The 24244-nt window shown below is 57.2% G+C and carries 19 protein-coding genes; 1 reads left to right on the top strand and 18 read right to left on the bottom strand.

The genetic code is table 11. The annotated features are described in order from the left end of the window. Window positions 1-201: 201 nt before the first annotated feature. Window positions 202-2643 (top strand): SEL1-like repeat protein, encoded by a 2442-nt coding sequence (locus FYJ74_RS07895; protein WP_154529035.1) that lies wholly within the window; start codon window positions 202-204, stop codon window positions 2641-2643. 17 nt (window positions 2644-2660) lie between these two features. Here FYJ74_RS07895 and FYJ74_RS07890 read toward each other — a convergent pair whose 3' ends face one another. From FYJ74_RS07890 to FYJ74_RS07805, 18 genes are all read right to left on the bottom strand, one after another. Further along, window positions 2661-3062, bottom strand: a complete 402-nt coding sequence (locus FYJ74_RS07890; RefSeq protein ID WP_154529034.1) for an SRPBCC family protein — start codon at window positions 3060-3062, stop codon at window positions 2661-2663. Window positions 3063-3249: 187 nt separating this feature from the next. Next, complete coding sequence (locus tag FYJ74_RS07885; RefSeq protein WP_154529033.1) at window positions 3250-4098, bottom strand: bifunctional 5,10-methylenetetrahydrofolate dehydrogenase/5,10-methenyltetrahydrofolate cyclohydrolase; 849 nt, start codon at window positions 4096-4098, stop codon at window positions 3250-3252. A 253-nt stretch (window positions 4099-4351) separates the two neighbouring features. Next, window positions 4352-4984, bottom strand: coding sequence for a cyclodeaminase/cyclohydrolase family protein (locus tag FYJ74_RS07880; RefSeq protein ID WP_154529032.1), 633 nt, complete (start codon window positions 4982-4984; stop codon window positions 4352-4354). Between the two features lie 170 nt (window positions 4985-5154). After that, window positions 5155-6831, bottom strand: coding sequence for a formate--tetrahydrofolate ligase (locus FYJ74_RS07875; protein ID WP_154529031.1), 1677 nt, complete (start codon window positions 6829-6831; stop codon window positions 5155-5157). Between the two features lie 106 nt (window positions 6832-6937). After that, complete coding sequence (locus FYJ74_RS07870; RefSeq protein WP_154529030.1) at window positions 6938-7603, bottom strand: GntR family transcriptional regulator; 666 nt, start codon at window positions 7601-7603, stop codon at window positions 6938-6940. Between the two features lie 278 nt (window positions 7604-7881). Beyond that, entirely contained in the window at window positions 7882-9357 is a 1476-nt protein-coding gene (locus FYJ74_RS07865; RefSeq protein ID WP_154529029.1) for a pyridoxal-phosphate dependent enzyme, read from the bottom strand. A 103-nt stretch (window positions 9358-9460) separates the two neighbouring features. Continuing rightward, window positions 9461-10690 (bottom strand): threonine synthase, encoded by a 1230-nt coding sequence (gene thrC, locus FYJ74_RS07860; protein ID WP_154529028.1) that lies wholly within the window; start codon window positions 10688-10690, stop codon window positions 9461-9463. An 11-nt stretch (window positions 10691-10701) separates the two neighbouring features. Next, window positions 10702-11883: a YgeY family selenium metabolism-linked hydrolase gene (locus FYJ74_RS07855; protein ID WP_154529027.1), complete on the bottom strand. Its 1182-nt coding sequence runs from the start codon at window positions 11881-11883 to the stop codon at window positions 10702-10704. Window positions 11884-11949: 66 nt separating this feature from the next. Beyond that, window positions 11950-13302, bottom strand: coding sequence for an alanine/glycine:cation symporter family protein (locus tag FYJ74_RS07850; protein WP_154529026.1), 1353 nt, complete (start codon window positions 13300-13302; stop codon window positions 11950-11952). Window positions 13303-13397: 95 nt separating this feature from the next. Then, window positions 13398-14987, bottom strand: coding sequence for an N-acyl-D-amino-acid deacylase family protein (locus FYJ74_RS07845; RefSeq protein ID WP_154529025.1), 1590 nt, complete (start codon window positions 14985-14987; stop codon window positions 13398-13400). A 69-nt stretch (window positions 14988-15056) separates the two neighbouring features. Further along, on the bottom strand, window positions 15057-16391 hold the full coding sequence (locus tag FYJ74_RS07840) for a TRAP transporter large permease (RefSeq protein ID WP_154529145.1): 1335 nt from the start codon (window positions 16389-16391) through the stop codon (window positions 15057-15059). Beyond that, complete coding sequence (locus FYJ74_RS07835) at window positions 16391-16906, bottom strand: TRAP transporter small permease (RefSeq protein ID WP_154529024.1); 516 nt, start codon at window positions 16904-16906, stop codon at window positions 16391-16393. Before FYJ74_RS07835 ends, FYJ74_RS07840 begins: the two co-directional genes overlap by 1 nt. An 81-nt stretch (window positions 16907-16987) precedes the next feature. Continuing rightward, on the bottom strand, window positions 16988-18073 hold the full coding sequence (locus FYJ74_RS07830) for a TRAP transporter substrate-binding protein (RefSeq protein WP_154529023.1): 1086 nt from the start codon (window positions 18071-18073) through the stop codon (window positions 16988-16990). Between the two features lie 129 nt (window positions 18074-18202). Beyond that, complete coding sequence (locus tag FYJ74_RS07825) at window positions 18203-19399, bottom strand: YgeY family selenium metabolism-linked hydrolase (RefSeq protein ID WP_154529022.1); 1197 nt, start codon at window positions 19397-19399, stop codon at window positions 18203-18205. Next, window positions 19400-20818 carry a YfcC family protein gene (locus FYJ74_RS07820; protein WP_154529021.1) on the bottom strand — a complete coding sequence of 473 codons (1419 nt, stop codon included), beginning with the start codon at window positions 20816-20818 and terminating at the stop codon, window positions 19400-19402. Window positions 20819-20953: 135 nt separating this feature from the next. Then, a complete protein-coding gene (locus FYJ74_RS07815) occupies window positions 20954-22264 on the bottom strand; it encodes a YgeY family selenium metabolism-linked hydrolase (protein WP_154529020.1) in 1311 nt (436 codons plus the stop codon). A 211-nt stretch (window positions 22265-22475) separates the two neighbouring features. Continuing rightward, window positions 22476-22700 carry a hypothetical protein gene (locus tag FYJ74_RS07810; RefSeq protein WP_326830910.1) on the bottom strand — a complete coding sequence of 75 codons (225 nt, stop codon included), beginning with the start codon at window positions 22698-22700 and terminating at the stop codon, window positions 22476-22478. Further along, window positions 22688-24082, bottom strand: a complete 1395-nt coding sequence (locus tag FYJ74_RS07805; protein ID WP_154529019.1) for an alanine/glycine:cation symporter family protein — start codon at window positions 24080-24082, stop codon at window positions 22688-22690. The genes FYJ74_RS07810 and FYJ74_RS07805 overlap by 13 nt, the downstream gene beginning before the upstream one ends. Between the last annotated feature and the right edge of the window lie 162 nt (window positions 24083-24244).

Here is a 24244-nt window from a genome sequence, read left to right as displayed (position 1 = left end):
TTCCCTTGTTTGTTTGCGTCCGCGGGCAAAATTTTGACCGGCGCTGTTCGATGAGATAAAATGAACGCGAAACTGACGTCGTGACGGAGGAAAGATGGAATTTCGCCGCGGCGGTAAGATAAAAACGCGCGAGAGAAAGCTTTTATGGAAGAGCGCGGCGCGGGAACGCATGAAAAACCTGAGTGAAACGAGGCTCTCTGAATGACGAAAAATGCAATGAAAAGGCGGGCGCTCCTGATCCTGGCCGTGTTTTTGTGGAGCGTCTCCGCATGGGGCGCGCCCTCGCCCGCGAGCGGGGACAAAACCCCGGCGGCCAGCGGCGATCAGTCGCCCGAAGCCGGCGAACCGGCGACTTTCAACGAAGGCATCCAGGCGTGGAGCTCCAAGGATTACGAGCTGGCCTACCGCATTTTTCAGGCCAACGCCGAAAAGGGCTCGCCGCAGGCCATGACGGCTCTCGGTTACATGTACACGATGGGCAGCGGCGTCGCCGAAGATTTCACAGTCGGCATGCGCTGGTACCGTATGGCGGCCGCCGCCGGCGAGCCGTACGCCATGTACGCCCTCTACGAACTCATGCACGCGCATCCGGAGCGCGAGGCCCATCCCGGCGAAGCCATGGAGATGCTCGAGGCCGCCATTGAGAAGAACATCCCCATGGCCTGTCAGGAATATTACCAGGTGCTTCTCCAGGAAGGGAAGGGCGAAGACGCGCTCGAATACGTGAAAAAATGCGCCGAAGACGAGCAGCTCTGGGCCATGACCGCTTACGGCGCGGCGCTGGGCGAACGCGAATCCGCTGCGGAAGCGGCCGCCGGTCTGGAACTGCTGAAAAAAGCCGCGGCCAAGGGCGATGCGGCCGCCTATTACGTGGCCGCCGACATGGAAAAAAAACGCGGCCACGTGGATGAAGCCAAAAGACTGCACGGGCTGGCAGCCAAGGCGGATTACGCCCCCTCCATGTACGAGCTGGGACGCCTCGCTCTGGACGAAGGCAAAGGCGCCGAAGCTTCCGAGCTGCTGCTGAAAGCGGGCAAAAACGGTTCGTGGGGCGCCTACGTCCTGTTGGGACGCATGAGCGAAAAAGGCAAAACCGTGAAAAAGGATCCGGCTGCCGCAGCGCGCTACTACAAAATGGCCGCCGATGCCGGCGATCCCGCCGGATGCAACGAACTGGGGCGCCTGACCGAAAAAGGGAGCGGCATCGCGCAGTCTTATACGAACGCCTACCGTCTTTACGCGCTCGGCGCCGAAGGCGGCAACGGCGAAGCCCTGTACAACCTGGGACGTATGGAGATTTACGGCCTCGGCACCGAGAAGAACGAACAGGCCGGTCTGGCCAAGCTGAAAAGAGCGGCCGAAATGGGAGAATCGGAAGCGATGACCGCTCTGGCGACGTTTTACATGGAGGGCAAGATCGTCGCCGCCAACCGCGGCGAAGCCCTGCGCCTTTACCGCGAAGCCGCCGAACGCGGCAATCCGCGCGCGCAGTTCGTCATGGGCGAGCAGCTTAAATCCGACACCGACCGGGAAAAAATGGAGCAGGCCCTGAAATATTACGAAAAAGCCGCCGAGAGCGGCTCCGCCGACGCCCAGTTCGCGCTGGCCCAATGTTACTCCGACGATCACTGGCATGCGCCCGATCTGGTCCGCGCCGTCAAGTGGTACAACGCCGCCGCCGAACAGGGACATCCCGCGGCGATGTGCGCCATGGGGCTGTTCCGTCTCGACGCGGCCGAAAAGGACAGCGAGATCCGCGCCGCCGCGGCGATGATCGACCGGGCGGCGGAAGCCGGCTACGTTCCCGCCGAGTACACGCTGGGGCTGCTGTACGAGCAGGGACAGCTTGGAGAACGCGACATCCGCAGCGCCGTCATCCATTACCGGCGCGCCGCCGAACGCGGCGACGCCAACGCGCAGATCCGTCTGGCCGGCATCATGAAGCGCGGCGACTACGGTTATTCGGTCAACCTGCAGGAATCGTTCCGCTGGTATCTGGCCGCCGCCCGGCAGGGCAGCGAACTGGCGCAGTGCAACGTGGCCGCCATGTACGCCGCCGGTTCCGGCGTGGACAAGGACGAACGCGAGGCTTTCCGCTGGTACACGGCTGCAGCCGAAGGCGGCAGCGCGCAGGCGCAGTACAACCTCGGCCTGATGCGGCTGCGCGGCATCGGCACCTGGAAAGATGCCGGCGAAGCTCTCAAATGGCTGGAAGAATCCGCCAAATCGGGCTGCGCTCCCGCTCAGAACCTGTTGGGCACGCTTTATTCCGAAGGCGTTGTGGTGAAGCGTTCCTTCGACGTGGCGCAGCGCTGGCTGCAGGCCGCCGCCGAGAGCGGCTCCGCCGCCGCGCAGTTCAATCTCGGGCTGCTCTACAGCTACAGCCCCGAAGGCGACCCCTCCGCGGCCGTCAGCTGCTTCGAACAGGCGGCCAATCAGGGGCACGCGCTTGCCGCCTGGTACCTCGGCAGCGCTTACGAAGAAGGGCGCGGCGTCGAAGCCGACTTTGCCAAAGCGCGCCAATATTACCAGCTCGCCCGCGACGCCGGCAGCAGACGCGCGGTCGAAGCCTTGCAGCGCCTCGACCGAAAGGAAAAAGAGCCCCGTCGGGACGCCGCGCGACAGCTGCCCCCGAAGCCGTAACTGTCCTGCGAAGCGAATCAGCGCTTCGCCTCGATTGCTCGTCTTAAATCCGAAAGATATCGCGCCTGTTGCTTTTTCAGATAAAATTTTACGAACGGTTTCAAGAAAAACTTTCGCGCGACAACGTTTTCAGTAAAGTCGATTTCAGTTTGGCCGCCTTGGGGCGTAAACAGCCCGATCCAACGGCCTGAGATATTGTCGTTTTCCATATCGAATTCCCAGCGCCGGTACGGCTCTTGGACGACGACGGTGAAAAGGGTCGCGAAGCCGTCCGCCGTGTGCTCGACAAACTGTTTTTCCCCGATGATTTCGATTCTTTTAACGTCGCTCCGCCACGCGTAATTTTCAAGCGAAGTGACGATTTCCCATACGCTTTGAACCGGGGCGGGCAAAACGGCGTGAACTCTCGAAACGGGCATTTCTCGTTCCTCCCTGTTTCCCTTGAGCGAAAAAAAAGAGAAGGCTGCTTGCCGGCGCAGCCTTCTCTTTTTCGATCTTGCCGCGACATAGGCGAACGCCGCGCGAACTTCGTAAATCGCGTCCTAAAAGACTTGCTTTGCGGCGTGCGTATGTGCGGCGTTTTTACTGATGTCTTTCGATTGAAAATCAGTCCAGCGTCCGCCGGGCCGCTTCGATCACGTGCTTGGCGAGCACGGTAGTGGTGACGGAGCCGACGCCGCCGGGCACGGGCGTGTAGGCCCGGGCTTTCTGCGCCGCTTCGGGGGCGACGTCGCCGCAGAGCTTGCCCTCGGCGTTCACGTTGATGCCCACGTCGATCAGCACCTGATCGGGAGTGACGAACGTCTCGCCGACGGCCCCCGCATGCCCGACGGCGGCCAGCAGCACGTCGGCGCCGCGGGCGACGGCGGCGGCGTCGCGGGTCTTGGTGTGGCAGATGGTCACGGTGGCGTGCTGCCCCAGCAGCATCATCGCCAGCGGGCGGCCGACGACGAGGCTGCGCCCGAAGACGACGGCGTTTGCGCCTTTCAGCTCGATCTGGTAATGTTTGATGATCTCCATGCAGGCCGAGGGCGTGCACGGAGGAAAGCCCACGGATTTGTCGGAATAAACCCCGGCCTGCGACGCGGCGGTGATGCCGTCCACATCCTTTTCGGGAGCCAGCGCCGCGCGCACGGCCGCCTCGTCGATCTGCTTCGGCAGCGGCATGAAGATCAGGCAGCCGTGGATCGAGGCGTCGGCGTTGATTTTGGCGATGACCGCCAGCAGTTCGTCCTGCGAAGCTTCCGCGGGCAGCGCGAACTGTTTCACTTCCAGTCCCGCGGCCGCGGCGCGCTTGGTCGCCCCGCGTTCGTAGGCCAGGTCGTCGCCGCGCTCGCCTACCCGCACGATGGCGAGGCAGGGGAAAACGCCGCGGTCTTTGAGCTTCTGCACGTCGTTTTTGAGCTGTTCGGTGAGAGCGGCGGCCACGACCTTGCCGTCCAGAATCTGAGCCATAAGAATCACATGCCTTTCCTGATTGAAATCGGAGAACTGAAGCAGCCACGGAGAAGCAGCGGAGCGGCGAAACGGAGAACAGGACAACGGGATTTCTGGAACTCTCTGCGAAAAGATTTGAAGGATTTTTGCAAATATCCTGCTTCGCTGAGAGGTCGTTCAAAAAAAGTCCCTTGCTTTTTTGCGTCTTGCCCTGCCTGCTCTGCGTTTTCTCCGTTTCTCCGCGGTTGTCGCTGTTTTTGAAATAGGCGCGTCAGGCGCGCAGGGAGTTCATGACGGTTTCGTAAATTTCGTCGGCGCGGCCGCGGCTGCCGGCCAGCATCTTTTCGGCGCGGGCGTCGATGGCGGCGGCGTTGGCGCGGTCTTTCATGGCCTTGGTGTTGATGAACACGTTCAGCGCCGCGCCTTCGAGCGCCGCGCGGCACAGGGCCGCGCCCACGCCGGCGTCGCTGACGGCCAGGCGCGAACCTTTTTCGGCGAAGACGGCCATCAGGCCGATGGCTTCGCAGCATCTCTCCATGATCCGCAGCGGCACGCCGCAGGCGGCGCCCAGCGCCGCTTCCATGACGCGGTCTTTCTCCGCGCGCTGTTCTTCCGTGTCCTTGGGCAGGCCGTAAGCGGCGGCCAGCGGCGCGAAAACTTCGGCGTCCTGTTCCACCAGCGCCAGCAGATCGGCCTGCAGCGCGTCGCATTTGGCCTGCAGGCTTTTGATCTCCTCCTCGACGGCGGCGTACTTTTTCTTGCCGACGGTGAGGCTGCCCACCATGTTGCCCAGCGCGGTTCCGATCGCGCCGCAGAGCGCGGAGGCGCCGCCGCCGCCGGGGACGGGCGCTTTGGTGGCGAGGACGGCGACGAAATCCGCGCAGGATTTTTCGGTCATCTTCATGGGACGGATTCTCCTTTTTTCATACGGTCATTCGAATTTGAAAAGAGATATATGCGTGAACGACTGATTTTGACTGGCGCGGCGCGATGATGTTCCACGTGGAACATTTTCGTGCGGGCGCGGCGTGCCTGAAAAAAAGGCGGACTGTGTGCGCAGTCCGCCCGATTTTTTTAGAACAGTCCCGAGATTTTGCCGTCGGAATCCACGTCGATGCGTTCGGCGGCGGGGACTTTGGGCAGTCCGGGCATGGTCATGATCTCGCCCGTCAGCGCTACGATGAAGCCCGCGCCGGCGCTGACCTTGAGGTTGCGCACGGTGACTTCGAAACCGCGGGGCGCGCCCAGCAGCGTCGGGTCGTCGGAGAAGCTGTACTGAGTTTTGGCCATGCAGATGGGCATGTTGCCGAAGCCCAGCTCTTCCAGCTGCCTCATCTGCTTGCGGGCGTTGGCCGTCAGGACCACGCCGTCGCCGCGGTAGATCTTTTTGACGATGGCGTCGAGCTTCTGCTCGATGGTCATGTCGAGGTCGTAGGCGTAGGCGAAGTCGTTGGGCAGCTCGCAGAGGCGCACAACTTCCTTGGCCAGCTCCACGCCGCCGTCGCCTCCCTTGCCCCAGACTTCCGACAGGGCGACGTTGACGCCCAGCTCGCGGCATTTGTCGGCGATGAGTTTCAGCTCGGCCTCGCTGTCGGTGGGGAAACGGTTGATCGCCACCACGGCGGGCAGCCTGTAGACCTTGGTGATGTTCTCCACGTGCTGCAGCAGGTTGGGCAGCCCCTTTTCGAGCGCGGGCAGATTCTCGTCGTTCAGCGCGGCCTTGGCGACGCCGCCGTGATGCTTGAGCGCGCGCACCGTGGCGACGATCACGACGGCCGCGGGCTTGAGGCCGGCGAAGCGGCACTTGATGTCGAGGAATTTCTCGGCCCCCAGGTCGGCGCCGAATCCGGCCTCCGTGATCGCGTAATCGCCCATCTTCAGCGCCAGGCGCGTGGCCATGACGGAGTTGCAGCCGTGCGCGATGTTGGCGAACGGACCGCCGTGGATGAAGGCGGGCGTGTGCTCCAGCGTCTGCACCAGATTGGGCTTGAGCGCTTCCACCAGCAGCGCCGCCATGGCGCCCTGGGCGTGCAGGTCGCCGGCCGTGACGGGAGCCCCGCTGCGGCTGTAGGCGACGATGATGCGCGCCAGACGGGATTTGAGATCGTCGATGCCGGAGGCGAGGCAGAAGACGGCCATGACCTCGGACGCGACGGTGATGTCGAAGCCGTCCTCGCGCGGCACGCCGTTGGGCTTGCCGCCGAGGCCGCAGACGATGCTGCGCAGCTGGCGGTCGTTCATGTCGACGCAGCGCCGCCAGATGACGCGGCGCGTGTCGATGTCGAGCGCATTGCCCTGCTGGATGTGGTTGTCGAGCATGGCGGCCAGCAGGTTGTTGGCTGCGCCGATGGCGTGGAAGTCGCCGGTGAAGTGCAGGTTGATGTCTTCCATGGGCACGACCTGGGCGTAGCCGCCGCCGGCCGCGCCGCCCTTGACGCCGAAGACGGGGCCGAGCGAAGGCTCGCGCAGCGCCACCATAGCGTTCTTGCCGATCTTGCGCAGGCCGTCGGCCAGGCCGACCGTGGTCGTCGTCTTGCCTTCGCCGGCGGGCGTCGGCGTGATGGCCGTGACCAGCACCAGTTTGCCGTCGGGACGCGGGCTGTCTTTCAGCAGGTTGACGTAGTCGATCTTGGCCTTGGCGCGGCCGTAGAACTCCAGATACTTCCCGTCGATCCCCGCGCCGCGCGCCACTTCCTCGATCGGAAGCATGGGCGTTGACTGCGCGATCTCGATGTCGGACTTGTAGGACATGTGAACCCCAACCCTTCTGAATGGATTTTACGGCCGTCTGATCGTTGCGACACCGTAATTATGTTTCTTTACCGCTCGTAAAGCTTCAAACCAAAACGCGGGGAGCTTACAGTATCTTGGCGAGACGCCGGTGGTAGAAGCCGAGCCAGTTTTCTTCGGCGTAGCGGCCGCTTGCCTCCGACTCGCGCGCTTCGATGGCGTCGATGATGGCGTTGTGCTCGCGTACGGACGCCATCTTGTCGGGGCCTCTCTCGAAATACAGATTCTCGCAGCGGTTGGCGTGAAGCGTCAACGTGTATATTATATCAGAGATGTAAGCGTTGTCGGCCATCTCCAAAAGATATCCGTGAAATTGATTGTCGAAAGTGGCAAGTTTTTGGTTTTCTCCCGCTTCGATAGCTTTCTGAAAGACGGCGTTCAATTCGCGCAGCTTTTGTACGTCGCCGTTTTTTTGCTTCTGGCAGGCGAGCCGCGCCGCGCAGCCTGAAAGCAGCGCCAGCGCTTCGTAGATCGTGAACGTGTTGTTTTCGTCGAGCGGGGAGACGTGGGTCCCCTTCGACGGCTCGACATATACCAGCCCCTGCTCCGACAAACGCTGCAGCGCTTCGCGCACCGGCGTGCGGCTGACGTCGAAATACTCGGCGATTTCCTGATCGTTGATGCGTTCCCCGGGCTTCATCGTGCCGTTGACGATCCAGCTTTGGAGGGTCCTGTAGATTTTCTCTTTGGCGCTCTCGCGTACGAATTTTTGTTTTCTCTGAGGAATAGGCATTGTTTTTCCCCTGGCTGTCGTTGAATTTTGTGCTGTTCCGTTCGCCTTGATCCTGCAGCGCGCTTTTTGGCCGTTTTGCAGAGGATTTATGTGCGATATGCAACAGAGACAAGTATAGCATTTTTATGGACAAGATACACAAAATACCTTCGTAAAATCACAGGACGAAAAGTAAAAGTTGGTAAGGTTTGGGGAAGTTTTTTTTCAAATAAAAACGGGGCGCGGAGTGGCGGCTTTCGGCCTTTTCCATCCGCGCCCCGCCGTTTCGAGCGGAGCGATTAATTCAGTCCCGTGGCGGCGTTGAATTCATCGATGAGTTTATCGATCTTAGGCGCCATCGTGCGGATCTCGCCCCAGTAATTGTCGGCGTCGTACCACTGGCTGTGCAGTTCTTCGCTGCTCTTTCCCTGTTGTTCGATCCATGTGTAGTACTTCAGGTTGTGGACGCGTAGGCGTTCGGGATAGGTGAGCTCCAGCGCATTATCGGTTTTTTGCCCGTGCAGACGGCTTGCGAAGTCGACTTCGGCGTTAACGGCGCCGTACGCCCCGAATTCCGCTTCGAGTTCCTGCAGGCGCGAGCCGTACATTTCCATCGAGTCGGTAAGAATGGTGAAGACGACGTCGTGCTCGTCCATTTCGTAGTACTTGGCGGCCTTGATCGCGCTCAACAAGTTGGCGACGCCTGAGATCCCCAACAGATCCAGTCGCTCTGCCAGGACCGCAGGCACTCCCGCGCTTTTGAGATATTCGCGTCCGGCAGGTTCGTTGAACAGGCGGATCAGCGCCATGCAGTCGTTATCGTCGATGGCCGTGATCATATCCGTGTTGCGGACGTTGTGGACCCATGGCACGTGTTTGTCGCCGATGCCTTCGATGCGGTGCGCGCCCCAGCCGTTGCGCAGCAGAGTGGGGCACTGCAGCGCTTCGCTGGCGACGATTTTCATCGCAGGCCACAACCGTTTCAGATAGTCGCCGCTGGCGATCGTTCCGGCGGAACCGGTCGTATAAACGGCCGCGGCGACGCGGTCGCCCGGGCGCATATGTGCCTTCGCCACCTCTTCAAGCGCGCCGCCCGTGACCTCGTAATGCCACAGATAGTTGCCGAACTCGTCGAACTGGTTGAAGATCACCACGTCGTCGCGGGTCGAGCGCAGTTCATGGACTTTGTCGTAAATTTCTTTGACGTTGCTCTCCGTGCCGGGCGTGGCGATGATCTCGCCGGCTACGGTGCGGAGCCAGTCGAAGCGTTCCTTGCTCATGCCTTCGGGGAGGATGGCGATAGAACGGCAGCCGAGCAGCTGGGAGTTGTACGCGCCGCCGCGGCAGTAGTTGCCCGTTGACGGCCAGACGGCCCAGTCGCGGGTGGGATCGAACTGCCCGGTGATCAGACGGGGAACGAGGCATCCGAAACTTGCGCCGACTTTGTGGGCACCAGTGGGGAACCATTTGCCGACGAGGGCGAAAATGCGCGCCTTCACTCCCGTCAGCGAACTGGGAAACTCGATGAAGTTGACGCCGCCGTAGAGACCGCCGGAAGTTTTGGGTTCGTTCTTCCAGGTGATGCGGAACAGATTGAGCGGATTGACGTCCCACAAGCCGGTTTCTTTCAGCCCTTCTTTGACTTTTACAGGCGTTTCCTTATCGGGGTTTTTCATCTGGCGGAAGGTGGGGATACGGATGCCGCGGGAGCGGGCGCGTTCGATGCAGTTTTTTTGTTTTGCTTTGTCGATGCTCAGGTTGATTTGGTTATACATTTACTCTTCTCCTTAAAAATGAAATTCGAAAATAAAAATGTGGAAAGCAGAGATATGGATCGAAAGACTGGAGTCATGAAGAACTTTGAGCGGAGAAACGCCGTTAACCGAATATCTTTATCAACTCCTTCATATCGGGGGCGACTTTGTCCGCAGATGGAACCGCTTTCTGCGCCGAGGCGACATCCTTGAGTCCGTTGCCGGAAATAATCACGGCGACGCGGTCCGGCGCCTTGAGCCGTCCTTCGCGAGCAAATTTGACGAAACCGGCGTAGGCAGTCGCTCCCGCGGGTTCGGCGAACACGCCGCTTTTTCGCGGCAGTTCGGCGACGGCGGAAAGGATTTCGGCGTCGCTGACGGCGGTCGTGTTCCCGCGAGAAGCGCGGATCGCGTGAAGCGCTTTCGCCCAGTTGTGCGGCGCGCCTACGTCGATACTGTCGGCGATCGTGTGCGAGGGGCCGAATATGACTTTATCGGCGCCCTCCTGAATCGCCCTGTGGATCGGGCAGGCGCCTTCCGCCTGAACGCCGATGATCTGAGGAATACGGTCGATGACGCCGACTTTGTACAGGTCGTAAAAGCCCTTGTACGTCGAGCTGACGATGCAGCCGTCGCCGACGGAAACGAAAACTTTGTCGGGAACGTCCCAGCCGCACTGTTCCGCGATCTCCATCGCGCAGGTCTTTTTGCCTTCGACGAGGAACGGGTTGATCGCGCAGTTGCGGTCGTACCAGCCGTAGTGCTCGATGGCCTCGATCGCCAGACGCACCGCGGCGGCGTAATCTCCCTTGACGAGGAACACCCGCGCACCGAACACGAGCAGCTGCGTTACTTTGGCGACCGGCGCCGTTTCCGGAACGAAGATCACGCTTTTCAATCCCATGTTGGCGGCGAAACCTGCGAGCGAACTGGCGGCGTTACCCGTCGACGCGCAGGCGAGAACGCTGCGGTTCTGTTCCGCGGCGAGCGTCACGGCAACGGCGCTGGCGCGGTCTTTGAGCGAAGCCGTGGGATTACGCCCGTCGTCTTTGATCAAAAGCTGCCCGACATTGTATTCGGAGGCGAGCTGCGGCATGTCGTAGAGCGGCGTCCAGCCGACCTGAAGCGCGGGGCGGCGCGAGTTTTTACGTACCGGAAGCAGTGCTTCGTAGCGCCAGAGGTCAACGCGCCGATCCGCCGCCAACGACGCGCGGCCGATCTGCTTTTTCGCTTCGTCGTAGTCGTACAGTACGTGCATGGTGCCGTGGATCCCGCAGTCGGGACACGTTTTCAATTCGCTTTCGGCGGGGAATTCGCGCCCGCAGAGGGCGCATTTGAGTGTGTAGAAAGCCATGAGACGGGCCTCTAGCGAAGAACGGCGCGAACGATGCCCTGATATCCTTCGCAGGCCTTGCAGAGCTGGTCGATCTCGATGTATTCGTCGACCACGTGGGCCAGCGATTCGAGCGAGCCGCCGAAGCCGACGGTGGGGATCCCCGCCTTGCCGGCGTAATAGCTGCCGTTGGTGCAGAAAGCGTAATGGGAGAATTCGGGATTTAACCCGGCGTTCCTCAGCCCTTCCATCGCCGCCGCGACGAACCAGTTGTCTTCGGGGAACAGCCAGCCGGGCGCATAGCGCGTCGCGGAGATCGTCTCGCCGGTGTAGCATTTTTCCGTGCCGGTAGCCAGATAAACTCTGGCGTCCAGACGGGGATCGAGCTTCTTCTGCGCGTCGACGATGTCCTGAATCTGCTTCAGCACCTCGGCGTCGGTTTCGCCCACGAGCAGACGCCGGTCGTACGTGACGCGGCACCTCTCGGGCACGACGCTGGCGCCGGGATACGGGGAGGAAATGATGTCGGTCAGTTCGAGAATGCCTTTGCCAAGCACGGGCTGCTCTTTTGGCTTGAAGTCACGCTCGATGGCGGTCAGAAGCGGCGCCATCGTCTTCACGGCGTTAAGGCCGACCTCGGGATTGGACGAGTGGGCGGATTTCCCCAGAGTCTCCAGAACCACTTCGGCGCGGCCGCGCTGGCCGCGTTTCAGATTCAGCGACGAAGCTTCGCCGATGATCACGCAGTCGGGCTTCCAGCGGATCCCAAGTTCTTCGGAAGCGACGCCCTCGAAGCATTCTTCGTGCACGCCGCCGCAGACGATCAGTTCGCCGTTAAGTTCAGCATGATTTTCTTTGAGCAGTTTCGCCGCCATGATCGCGGCGCCCAGGTTGCCCTTCATGTCGCTCGTGCCGCGGCCGTACATGCGCCCGCCGACGATCTCGGCCGCGAAAGGATCGTGGGTCCATTTGGAGCGGTCGGCGACGTCGACGTGGTCCATATGGCCTTCGAAGAGCAGTCTTTTGCCGCCTTTGCCGAACACCATGCGGCCCGAAACGTTGCCGTAACAGTCGCGTTCGGTGGAGTCGAAGCCGAAGCGCTTCATTGCGTTTTCGACAAAATCGGCGATTTTGTCCTCATGTCCGGAAAGGCTGGGGCAGCGAATCATGCCGCGAACCAGTTCAACCAATTCGTCCTGCCATTTTTCACTCATCGGGAAAAGCCTCCTTGAACGTTTAACGAATGGTTTCGGTTTTTTCTGCGTAATTATTGAGTCTGGCTATAAGTTGCCGTCCTTGATCCATTGCTTGTAAACCTTGAAAAATATAGGCGCGAGCGCAAGCATGGCGATCATGTTGGGGATTCCTTCGATGCCGGTCGAAATGTCGACGATCGTCCAGACCAGATCGACGTCCTGCGTTACGGCGACGAACGGCGGGATCAGCCAGAAAATGTTGAAAATACCCATGTTCTTTTCGCCGAAGACATAAACGACGGACGTTTTGTATTCGAAGTAGTAGCCGATCATCGTCGTGAGAGCTGCGAGCATGACGGATATGGAGACGATCCACGCGCCGAATTTTCCGTAAAGCGTATCGAACGCAGAAATAGTAAGGGCGATGCCGTTCAAACCGCTGCTCCATACGTCGGGAGCCGAAAGCAGGATAACGAACGCGGTCATCGAACACATCACGATCGTATCGACGAAAACTTCGACGATGCCGTACAGGCCCTGCCGGCAGGGGTGCTTGGTGATCGACGTGGCGTGAACCATCGAAGCCGTTCCGAGTCCGGCTTCGTTGGAGAAAACGCCTCGCGCCGCGCCGTACCGGACGGCGAGAATCATCGTGCCTCCGGCAAAACCGCCGACGGCCGCATGAGGGGTGAAAGCGTATTTAAAGATCATGCCGGCCACTTCGGGCAGTCGCGCAATGTTCGTAAAAATGACCCCGAGAGAAAATACGGTATAGACGACGACAAAGTAGGGCATAATACTTTCGGCGAAACGCCCGATGCGTTTGAAACCGCCGAAACATACGAGCGCGGTAAGAATGACGGCGCAGACCACGGTAGCCAGAGGCGGGATACCGAAAGTGCTCTTGAGGGCCGAAGCCATCGTGTGAGGCTGGACCCATACGGCAGTGCCGAGGGCTCCGACGATCATCATCACGCCGTAGAACGTGGCGAGCGGCTTCCATTTCCTGCCCATGCCCTTTTCGATGTAGTACATCGGCCCGCCGTAAAAGGCACCGCTCTCGGTTTGTTCGCGGAAATGCACGGCCAGAACGACCTCGACGAATTTTGTCATCATGCCGAAGAGCCCCATGATCCACATCCAGAAAACGGCTCCCGGGCCGCCGGTCGCGATCGCGGTCGCCACTCCGGCGATATTGCCGTTGCCGATACATCCGGCGAGAGCCGAAGAAACGGCCTGCAGCGGCGTGATCGTGCCTTCGCCTTCAAGCGCGTCCTTTCTGAAGCACTTGCCGAGCGTTTCTTTGAGGACGTAAGGCAGCTTGCGGACTTGAAAGAATCCCGTTCCCAAGCCGAAAATCAGACCGCACAGGAAGATGAGAATCATCATGGGCCAGCCCCAAAGCTCGCCTGCCAACCAGTTCAAAAATTTCGACATGATCGCTTGCCTCCTTTTTGGCTTGTGATGAAATGCGGAAGACGCCGGACTTGTTGCGCGCCAATGGAACGCGCCGCCGCTATCGCCTGAAAAAATTACTCCTTGTCGAATCGCAGCACCTTGCCCGCTTTCCCCTTGGCGATCTGACCGCCGTCGACGACCAACCGGCCGTTGACGATAACGTAGGGAATGCCGGCGGAATACTGCGTGGGATCGGTGTACGTCGCTTTGTCGGCCACCGTCTCGGGATCGAAGACGGCGATGTCGGCGGCGTAACCTTCCCTGAGCAGACCGCGCTCTTTCATCTTGAAGATGGAGGCGGGACGGGAGGTCATCTTGCGGATCGCTTCGGGCAGCGTCATCAGTTTGCGCTCGCGCACGTAACGACCGAGGATGCGCGAGAACGAACCGTACACGCGCGGATGCGGACGGGCGCCGAGAATGCCGTCGGTGCAAGGATTTTGGAGACGATGCGCCATGATGGCCTCGACGTGCTCTTCCAGTCCGTAAAAGTCCACCAGGCCGACCGCCAGTTCCTCTTCGAGCAGCAAATCGAACGAGGCGTCGAAGGGATCTTTGCCGCGGATTTGGCCGATTTCGATCATGTTCTTGCCGACCAGATCGGCGTTCTTCGGCGTCTTCACGAATGTCACGAAAATGTTTTCCATGCCGGCGAAATCGACGAAATTGTCCCAGCCGGGGATCCCCTTGGCGATGTCTGTTTTCATGCGCGCGCGGGCGTCCTTGTCGGCGAGGCGGGCAAGGCATTTTTCCGCGCCGCCGTCGTGGGCCCACGGCGGCAGGATGACGCTGAACGCGGTGCTGCCGGCGGCGTAAGGGTACTGATCAAACGAAAGCTGGATATCTTTTTCCCCTTCGTCGAGTTTTTTCATGACGGCGTCGAACAGGTGGGCGTTCTTCATGCCGCAGACTTTGAAATGCGAGAAATGAATGGGGCAGCCCGATTTGCGGCTGATACGGAACACCTCGTCCATCGAGTTGAGAATGTCGTCGGCCTCGCTGCGCTGATGAATGACGAACGGCAGGTTGTATTTGGTCAGAACGCTGGTGACCGCGGCGATCTCATCTTCCGTCATATAGTTGCTGGGAGGATAGATCAGACCTGTGGAGAGGCCGACCGCGCCCGCGCCGATGCACTTTTCCAGCAGATCTTTCATCATATCGATCTCGCTGGCCGTGGCGGGACGGTTCTCAAGACCCATTACGCACATACGGATATTGCCCGTCGGCGCCAGGTAGGCGAGATTGGGCCCTAACGGCATCGCGTCGAGGCGTTTCAGATAATCTTCGGCGGAGCGCCATTTCCAGTCGACCGGATATTGCCCCTCCAGGCCGGCCATCGTCTTTTCCCATGAAGACAGAAATTCCGGCACGACGGGAGCCAGCGACATCCCGTCCTGACCGATGATGTCCGTCGTGACCCCCTGAGTCGTCTTGTTGGCGATTTCGGGTTCGACCAGAGCCACGAGGTCGGAGTGGCTGTGCGTGTCGATAAAACCGGGAGCCACCGCCAGCCCCGCGGCGTCGATCGTGCGTCGCGCCTCGGCCTGAACGCTGCCGACGGCGGCAATTTTGCCGTCTTTGACCGCCACGTCGGCGCAGAAGCCTTCCTTGCCGTCGCCGGCGTAGCACATGCCGTTTTTGAGCAACAGATCGTACGTCATTGCCTTCCCTCCTCAAAAAAATTTAAACCGAGAATCTCTCGAGCGCGGGCTAAAGCTTCCGCCGTCCATTTACCACGCGCCGACGACGTTCGCGCCCAGAAGCAGCTCGGGCAGCCAGCACGACAGGAAAGGGAAATACGTTGTCAGCAGCAGGACGGGGATGGAAACGTAGAACAGGAAAGGCAGCATCGTTTTCGTCAGGTTGGCCGCGGAGATTTCCGACAAACGCGATCCGACGAAGATCGACATGGCGAACGGCGGCGTCATCACGCCGATGCCGACGTTGACCACCATGATCGCGCCGAGGTGAACCAGATTGACCCCCAGCTCCGTCATCAGGGGCAGCACCAGCGGTACGACCAGAATGAGAATGGGAATGCCGTCGAGGAACATGCCGAGGAAAAGCAGGAATATGTTGAGCATGAGCAAAATCATGTATTTGCTCGAGAACATCAAAAGCATGGCCGACGCCACTTGCTGAGCCACGCCCTGACGTGTCAGGTAACGGGTCAAAACCGTGCCGCCGGCAAGCAGCAGCGTAGTCATGCCGAACGTCCCGACTGTGCTGGACAAGGCTTTTTTCAGGCGTTTCCAGGTCAGCTCGCGGTAAGCGAACCAGCCGACCAGCAGACAGTAAATGGCCGCGATGCCGCCGGCTTCGTTGGGCGTAAAGATGCCGCCGTAAATGCCGATCAAAATCAGCGCCGGACAGCCCAGCGCCGGCAGAGCCACCCAGCCGGTGCGGCACACCTGTTTGACGGAAGCTGCAAAAGTCTTGGGCAGTTCCGGAACTTCGGCGCTGGATGATGTGTATTTGTCGACGTAAAGGTAATTGAGGATGCAGTAGCCGAGAGCCAGCAGCAGACCGGGAAAGACGGTGGAAAGGAACAGGGCGCCGACCGACTGTCCGGCCAGCAGACAGTAAATCATGGCCGGCACGCTGGGCGGGATCAGATATCCCAGATAGCTGGACGAGCAGAGCAGCGCCGTCGTGTAGACGCGGCTGTAACCGAACTTTTCCAGTTTGGGGACAAGCAGGGGAATCAGCGCGGCGATACAGGGAACCGAAGAGCCCGTAAGCGCCCCCATGAACAGCGTGGCGACGATGCCGACGGCCGTCAGGCCGCCCTTGAGACGTCCGACCAGCGCGTAAGAAAAATTGACGATGCGGTCCGCCAGCCCTGCCTCGCCGATGAGAGCGCCGGAAAAGACGAAAAAGGCAATGGCCATGACCGTCGAGGAATCGAGCGAATGGAAAAAGGAGTTGGCGATGAAGGTCATCGTGCCGCCGCCGAGAATGACGCCGAGAGCGGTCGCGCCGATGAAAACCCAGCCGATGGGCAGCCCCGCGACGATACCGGCGAGGAACGTAACGAGTGTTGTGGAAGTGCCGAGATCGAACATCACTCCTTCACCTCTTTTTCCCAACGGAGTTTTTGCAGCTCGAAAATATCCTCGCAGACATGCCAGCCGTAATGGAGGAGGTTCAGCACGAGCATGACGCCCATGGCGTATACGAGCCAGCTCGTGTTGAACCAGCGCACCAGCGTGGCGAACTCGGGATGCTTCCAGGCGCGTTTGACGACGCGCAGCGTGGGGCTCCACATGGCCAGGATCATCGCGACGGTGACGGCGCTTTTCGCCATGTCGAATAAAGCGCGCTTCGCCCGGCTGTTTTTGCACAAGACATCGGGAAGGATATCGACGGCGATATGCGTTTTTACGGCGGCTCCGTAGGAAATCGCCACATAAATAGTAAAAATAAAGATGTACAGCGCCGCGTCGCTGATCCACATAATTTCAAAGTGAAGCCAGTAGCGGTTTACCACCTGACAGAACGTGAGAATTATGGCCAGCAGGAGCCCGAGAGAACCGAGAAAGAATTCGGTTTTCTGCAGGAAAGAAAAGAGTTTTTTCATAATGCACCGCCTTTTCTGTCAAAGAGATCTTGCTTCAAAAAAGGGGACGGCTTTCGGGCCGCCCCCTTGTGATACTGATTGTTACTTTGCAGCTGCGGCCTTGTCGGCTAATACCTTTTCGCGATTGATTCGAAGCTGGTCGAGAATCTTCGCGGTCATATCCTGACCGGGGAAGTGCTTGTCGAGCCACGGCTTGCAAAGATCGTTCCAGTTGTCGAGATTGCGGGCGCGGTTGCGGAATTCGGCGCGCTCCGCCTCGGTCGGATAGTAAATCTCGAAGTGAGGCTGCTTCTTGAGGAATTCTTTGAAGTTGTTCTCTTCGGCGATTTGGATGGCGTACTGATCGGCTTCGGCCTCGTCGGCCGCCTTCTGGATTGCGACTTTGAGATCGTCGGGCAGCTTCGCCCAGAGTTCGGCGTTGATGACGACCTGATTGGCGTCCCACATCCAATCCAGAGACGTGTAATATTTCATGACCTCGCAGTGACGCTCCTCGACGAGCGAAGGCCACATATCCCAGCAGCCGTCGACCACGCCTTTCGCCAGAGCGTTGTAAAGATCGCCCCACGGCACGGTTTCGACGGTCATGCCCGTTCCCTCGGCCATGTTCTGCAGGCCGCGGACGCAGCCGAGCGACGAAGAGACGCGCATTTTCAGATTCTTGAAATCAGCCGGCGTTTTGATCGGGCGCACGCTGTTGCCGATACCGTAGGATCCCTGTGAAACGGTGAACAGAATGTGAACGCCGACTTCCTTCATGGCCTCCTCGAGAGGCACGTAGAGACATCCGTCGGGACGCGAGAAAGCCATCTTGCACTCTTCCCACGACTCGACAGTCCACGGCATCCAGTTGAACATGCCGCCGGGAACGAGATTGACGTAAGGAGCGAAGCCGCACATCTCAATTTCGCCGTCCTGTACGGCGTGGAAGATCTCATTGAGAGTCCCAAGCTGGTTGTCGGGGAAGAATTCGACCTCAATACGGCCGTTGCTGTACTTCTTGATCAGTTCGCAGAAGAGCTTGTAAGACTTGCCCTGCGAGGCGCGGACCGAAGTCTGCCCGAAGCGCCACTTGTATTCCGGCGCGGCGGAAGCCGTGCCGGCGCCCAAAATCATAACGACGGCTGCTGCAGCGAGTACCTTTCTCATAAAACACGCTTTGACCATAATGATTCCTCCTTATTAATTTAATAAAATGAAAACGTGATGCCGGGAGTTGCTTTTCTTGAAGAGACGCTCGCCTGGCGCTGCTTTGGAAAAACCGGCTAAGTTTTCTTCCAAAGAATTGATAATCCCCTAGAATTTGCCTTGCACAGCCATTTGAGCGTACATGCAGCATGCGTCGAGCATGCTCTGTATGTCGCAGCATTCGTCTGCCGAGTGGGCTGTGCTTATGTCTCCGGGACCGAATACGATTGTGGGAAGTCCGAGCATACCGGCCGTAGCAACTCCGTTTGTACAGGCGCCCATGTGGAAAAGGACCGGTTCTGATTTCCGGATCGACTTGTACGCTTCCGCGGCGGCTTTGACAAGGCTACTGTTCTCGTCTATATCCCATGCCGGAAGAAACGAGTGGAACATGAAATTCATGCCTGTCCAGCTGACGCCAGGAATATCGCTGTACTTCCATGTAGCGGGCGTTCCCGCTACAAGGCTGTCCATCTCCTTTTCTATAAACTTTTTGTCTTCGCCTGTGACAAGTCTGCGGTCAAGTATTATTGTCGCGTCCATGGGAACGGAATTATTGGAGGCTGTATTGCAGTATATGTTTGATATCGTGACCGAGCCGCACTCGCCGCTTACATTTTTCTGTGCCGCCAAATCAGTGCAAAGCTGCTCGACTCTTTTTATTACGGAACTCAATAGGTATACGGGGTTGATCCCGTTTTCCGGAGCGCTGGCGTGACAACTTTTTCCAGGCATGTTGATCTCTAGAAGAGCCCTTCCCCGATGGCCTGTCGCTATCTTTAGGTCAGTCGGTTCACAAATGACCACGGCGTTGGGTTTGAGAGACGACCAACTAAAATACTCTCTCACTGCCTCTCCATCGTAGTCTTCCTCCATGCAGGAGGCGGATACCATGACGGTGACGTTATCAGGAATTCCTATTTGCTTGGCTATATATCCGGCGTACACAGACGCTGCCAATGGACACTTCATGTCTACCGCGCCTCGCCCGTAGATCTTGCCGTCATGAATTTCGCCGCCAAACGGCGGGTACTTCCATTTTGGTCCGTCGTTTACTGCGACGGTGTCCATGTGGGAATCAAAGAATAATACATTCTTTCCGCTTCCCACTCTTCCAATCACATTACCGCAAGGATCTATAGTTACCTCGTCGTAACCGAGACGGCGCATCTTGTCCGCGACGATCTCTGCTACCGGCTTCTCGGAGCAAGTCATGGATTTTGTTTGTACGAGCTTTACGGCAAAATCAATAACGTCCTGCGCTATCTCGTCTATGATCTTTTTTATCCGGGACTCGTCATTCATTTAGAATGGTCCCCACTTAATAAGCTGAGCGATAACCATGAATACGGCGGCTAACGCAGTCCATATGACAAACAGAGGCGCCATCTTCTTCATCCATTTTCCATAGGGAACGTGACCGAGAGCGAGAGTCGCCATAAAATATCCTGAGACGGGATAAAAAATATTGGAGAAACCGTCGCCGTACTGAAGGGCAAGAACAGCCGTTTGTCTCGTAACTCCGACCAGATCCGAAAGAGGGGCCATGATGGGCATGGTGACGACAGTCTGCCCCGAACCTGAGGGGATAAGGAAGTTCATGATGGTCTGCACTATGAGCATACCCACGGATGTAACGCTTGCCGGCAGGTTTTGAAGCACGGTCGCCAGATTGTGTATGATGGTATCTGTAATCTGAGCGCTGCTCATAACCACAGATACGCCTCTGGAAAGTCCGACGATCAAGGCTCCCAAAAGAACCTGCTGGCATCCGTTCAGGAACGTAGAGCAGATCTCGTTGGGTCTCATCCCTGAAATAAGGCCCGATACCATGGCCATTCCCATGAATATGCCGCCGATTTCAGGCGTGTCCCAGCCCCATTGAAACACTCCGTATACCATGACGACGAACATGACAAGAGCGGCGATACCGGCGAGTTTTTGCCTGCCTGTCATCTTTTTTTCCTGATTTGACGATGTTTCGAGTTCTTTTCTGAGAACGAGGTCTTCTTCGTACATGATGGAAGACGTGGGATCTTTTTTTATCTTGGCTGCGTACGACATTACATAAACTATGCCCGCAAGCCCGACGACTATAAGAGAGATAAGTCTGAGTTGCCAGCCCGACAGCAACGGGAGACCTGCGATTTTTTGACCGATGATGGTTGTGAACGGATTTGCTATAGCTGACGTGAATCCGATGGCGGAACCGCAAAGCGCGGTAGCGCACGCCGTCATGGAGTCAAATCCCAGCGCCAGCATGAGCGGAAGTATGATCGGCACGTAGACCATGCATAACTCGCACATGCCAATAAAACAGTCTATGGCAGCGAAAGTGATCATGAGTATCGGAATTATCCATATGCCGCGGTTCTTCATCTTTTTGGCCAGCCATGATATGGCGCCCCCTATGGCTCCGCTCTGGTTGACAACGTAGAATCCGCCGCATACGCAGAATGTAAGAACAACTACATACCCTGCATCGACGAAACCGTTGGGAAACGCTTCAAGCAGATCCATAACGCCCGTAGGGTTCGATTTGACCACATGATAGGATGCGGGGTTAATAATCATTCTACCCGTGGTCGCGTCCGCGACTCTGTCATATACCCCCGCAGGCAGTACGTAGCTCAGAAGTCCTACAAGCAGTATGATGGCATAAAGGATGATAAAGATATGGGGCATGGTAAATTTTTTCTTCTCGCTAATATTTTCTTTACACATATTTTCCCTCCCTCTTCGTCTTAAGTCCAATACAGGACATCTCAACTAAAGCGCTTTTGCTGTGCCTGACAGTTGTAAAAAAGATACGGCCGATAAAAACTCCTTGATGGTTTGATATGTTTTGTCTCCATTCTCTTATTTGAAATACGTAAGCGGTAGCATAGCGTACAAAGCGGCGCATGTTACCAGGTCCTGTTTCCAAGTGATTTCATTGGGAGCGTGGGCTTGGGCCTCGCTGCCGGGGCCGAATCCGATGACGGGAATATGATTTCTTCCCATGATGGACACTCCGTTTGTTGAAAAAGTCCATTTATCCACGAGGGGGCGTTCCGCACGTACGCTTTCCTGAGACGGGGGAGAAGTTCTGTCGTTTCCATAAAGTTCTTTGTGCGCTTGTTCCATGGCGAGGGTGAGCTTATGGTCTCTTGGAAGCACCCACGTGGGAAAATAGCTCTCTATGGGGTATGTAAGCCCTGTGTACGACGCTCGGGCATATTGATACATGCTGACCTTTACGTCATCCCCGTATTTTTTAACCGCCGGCAGCGTCCTTATCTCGGCCAAACAGCTTTCCCAGGTCTCGCCGGCAGTCATGCGCCTGTCCAGCGATATGGAGCAGGAGTCAGCTACGGCGCATCGGCTTGGAGAGGTGAAAAAAATTTCCGATACGGTGATCGTTCCCTTCCCTAAAAAGTTTGCTTCGGCATAATCCGCGTTGTACCTGCTGTCGAGCATTTTCGCGAGACCCTTGATCTTGTCTCCGGCAGAGAACCCATTTTCGTTAAGCGCTCTGATATCCTGTAAAATGTCTGCCATTTTATATATGGCGTTGTCGCCTCTTTCAGGCGCCGAGCCATGGCATGAAACTCCTTTCACATCTACGCGTATCTCCATATGCCCGCGCTGGCCTCTGTATATACCGCCGTCTGTGGGTTCGGTAGACACTACAAACTCGGGCTTTATACCGTCTTCTTTGATGATGTATTCCCAGCAAAGTCCATCGCAGTCCTCTTCCTGAACGGAGCCAGTCACCAAAACGGTAAATTTGTCGTTCAATATTCCCAGATCCTTCATGATCTTGGCTCCGTATGTCGCGCTTACAACTCCTCCGAGTTGGTCTGATACTCCTCTTCCCCCGATTTCTGTTTCATTTTCATACCCGTCATATGGGTCAAAATCCCAATTGTCTCTGTTTCCTATGCCTACGGTGTCAATATGCGCGTCAAAGGCAATAAGTCTTTTCCCTGTTCCCATGTATCCCAGTACATTGCCCATGGGATCCGTTTTGACTCTGTTAAAAGAAAGCTTCCTCATCTCTTCCGCTATGACGGTTGCGTGAGCGCTCTCTTGTGCGCTTTCCCCTGGATGTCTCACGATCTTCCTGAGAAATGCCGTCATGTCCTTTTCATATTTTGCGGCAGCTGCTTTGATATTCTCTGTGTTCATAATTTCCTCTTCCGCGGTTCGTTTCTCCTAAATCCTTTGTTTTGCCGGTAAGGGCGCTTATAAATTCAATCTGTTCTCAAGAGCCCTATTGAGGTGTTTTTTCTAACTACAGCCCGGGATAGGGCGGTTTTTCCTCGCAGAGCTCGGTGATCTCGGCGCGGACTTTTTTGATCTCGGCTTCGCCGCCAATGTAGGCGACGAAGCGCTTGATTCAACCGGCGATCTTGCCCATCTCCTCGTGACCGAAGCCGCGCGTGGCCGCCGCCGTGCCGATGCGCACGCCGCTGGTGAGCATCGGGCTGAAGGTCTCGAACGAGACGATGTTGCGGTTGAGGGTGATGCCAGCCTGGTCGAGGACGAGCTGCACCTGTTTGCCGGTCATGCCTTTAGCCCCGTGGAACAACCGAACATGCTTTTTAATAACTATTCTCCCCACGGCATTCTCTTCATAGTTTTTCCTGCAAGAATCTGTTTATACTCTTTGAAATACGCAATAAATTTATTTGAAAGCATTACTATCGCAATCATATTCGGTATGACAATGAACCCGATTGCCATATCTGCCATTGTCCAAACCTCTTCTACCTGCATTGTGACTGCAAGCATCGGCGGTACGAAGAAAAACCACTGCAAATATTTAACCGCTTTCTCCCCGAAAATCGTTTCGATGCAGGTACGATACTCAACGAAGAATCCGAGATACGACGAAAATGTAAAAAGAATGATGGCAATACCCAGCACAATAATCCCCTGGTTGCCCCATGCAGTTTCGAATGCGCTGATGGTCAGATTGACGCCGGATTCTCCTCCGGTCCATACGCCACTGGTCAAAATTGCCAACGCAGTGAGCGTACATACGATAATGGTATCAATAAACACTTCAAGAATGCCGTACATGCCCTGATGCGCCGGATGATCCGTCTTTGATGTGGCGTGGACGGTTGAGGCTGTGCCAATGCCGGCTTCGTTTGAGAAAATTCCGCGAGCTGCACCCTGCCCTATTGCCAGCGAGGTAGTAGCGCCTAAAAATCCACCTACCGCTGGGGTAGGGGCAAAGGCATACTTGAAAATCATCTGGAAAGCATGCGAAATTTCACTCGCGTTTGCAATGATAACTGCAATTGCTCCCACAATGTAAAGCACGCACATGGGCGGTACCATTTTGCCGCAGAACTCACCGATTCGTTTTGTGCCGCCTACGACGATAACGATTGCGACGAGAACCGTCACAGCCCCCGCAATGAGAAGCGGAACACGAAAGACTCTCTGTGTTGTCTCCGCCAAGGTATGCACCTGAATAAAGCATGCGTCAGTAATAACATAGATGAGTAACGCTACAGAATAAATAGCCGCGAGTGTTTTGCCGCCTTTGCTGAGGCCTTTGCGCATGTAATGCATTGGCCCGCCATAGAATTCACCGTCTGTCCCTTTTTTGCGGAATGCCAGCGCAAGGGTCACTTCGGCCATTTTTGTGATCATACCGACAAATGCAATGATCCACATCCAAAAAACGGCCCCGGGGCCGCCTACGGCAATTGCTGCAGCAACTCCTGCAATATTACCTGACCCGATTGTACCCGCTAAAACGGTCGAGAGCGCCTGAAAAGGCTTCAGCGTTCCCGAGTGTTTAGCATGGTCATCATCCGTCTTTTTATTTCTCCCGAATATTTCATTGACTGTTAATCGATAAGTAGTTCTAAAGCCTGTAAATTGAAAAAATTTTGTGCGAATGCTTAGATACAGACCGACGCCAATCATCAAAATAGTAAGAGGGGTTCCCCAAAGAACATCTGTAATTTCAGATAGATATTGAAACATGTTTACCTCCTTAGTACATCCCGGGATAAAGCGGCTTTGCCTCGCAGAGCTCGGTGATCTCGGCGCGGACTTTCCCGATCTCCGCTTCGTCGTCGATGTGGGTGACGACGCGGTCGATCCAGCCGGCGATCCTCTCCATCTCCTCGTGGCCGAAGCCGCGCG

This window comes from Pyramidobacter porci (assembly GCF_009695745.1).
GTDB classification, from domain to species: domain Bacteria; phylum Synergistota; class Synergistia; order Synergistales; family Dethiosulfovibrionaceae; genus Pyramidobacter; species Pyramidobacter porci.
This window is presented reverse-complemented; position numbering and strand designations above follow the sequence as displayed.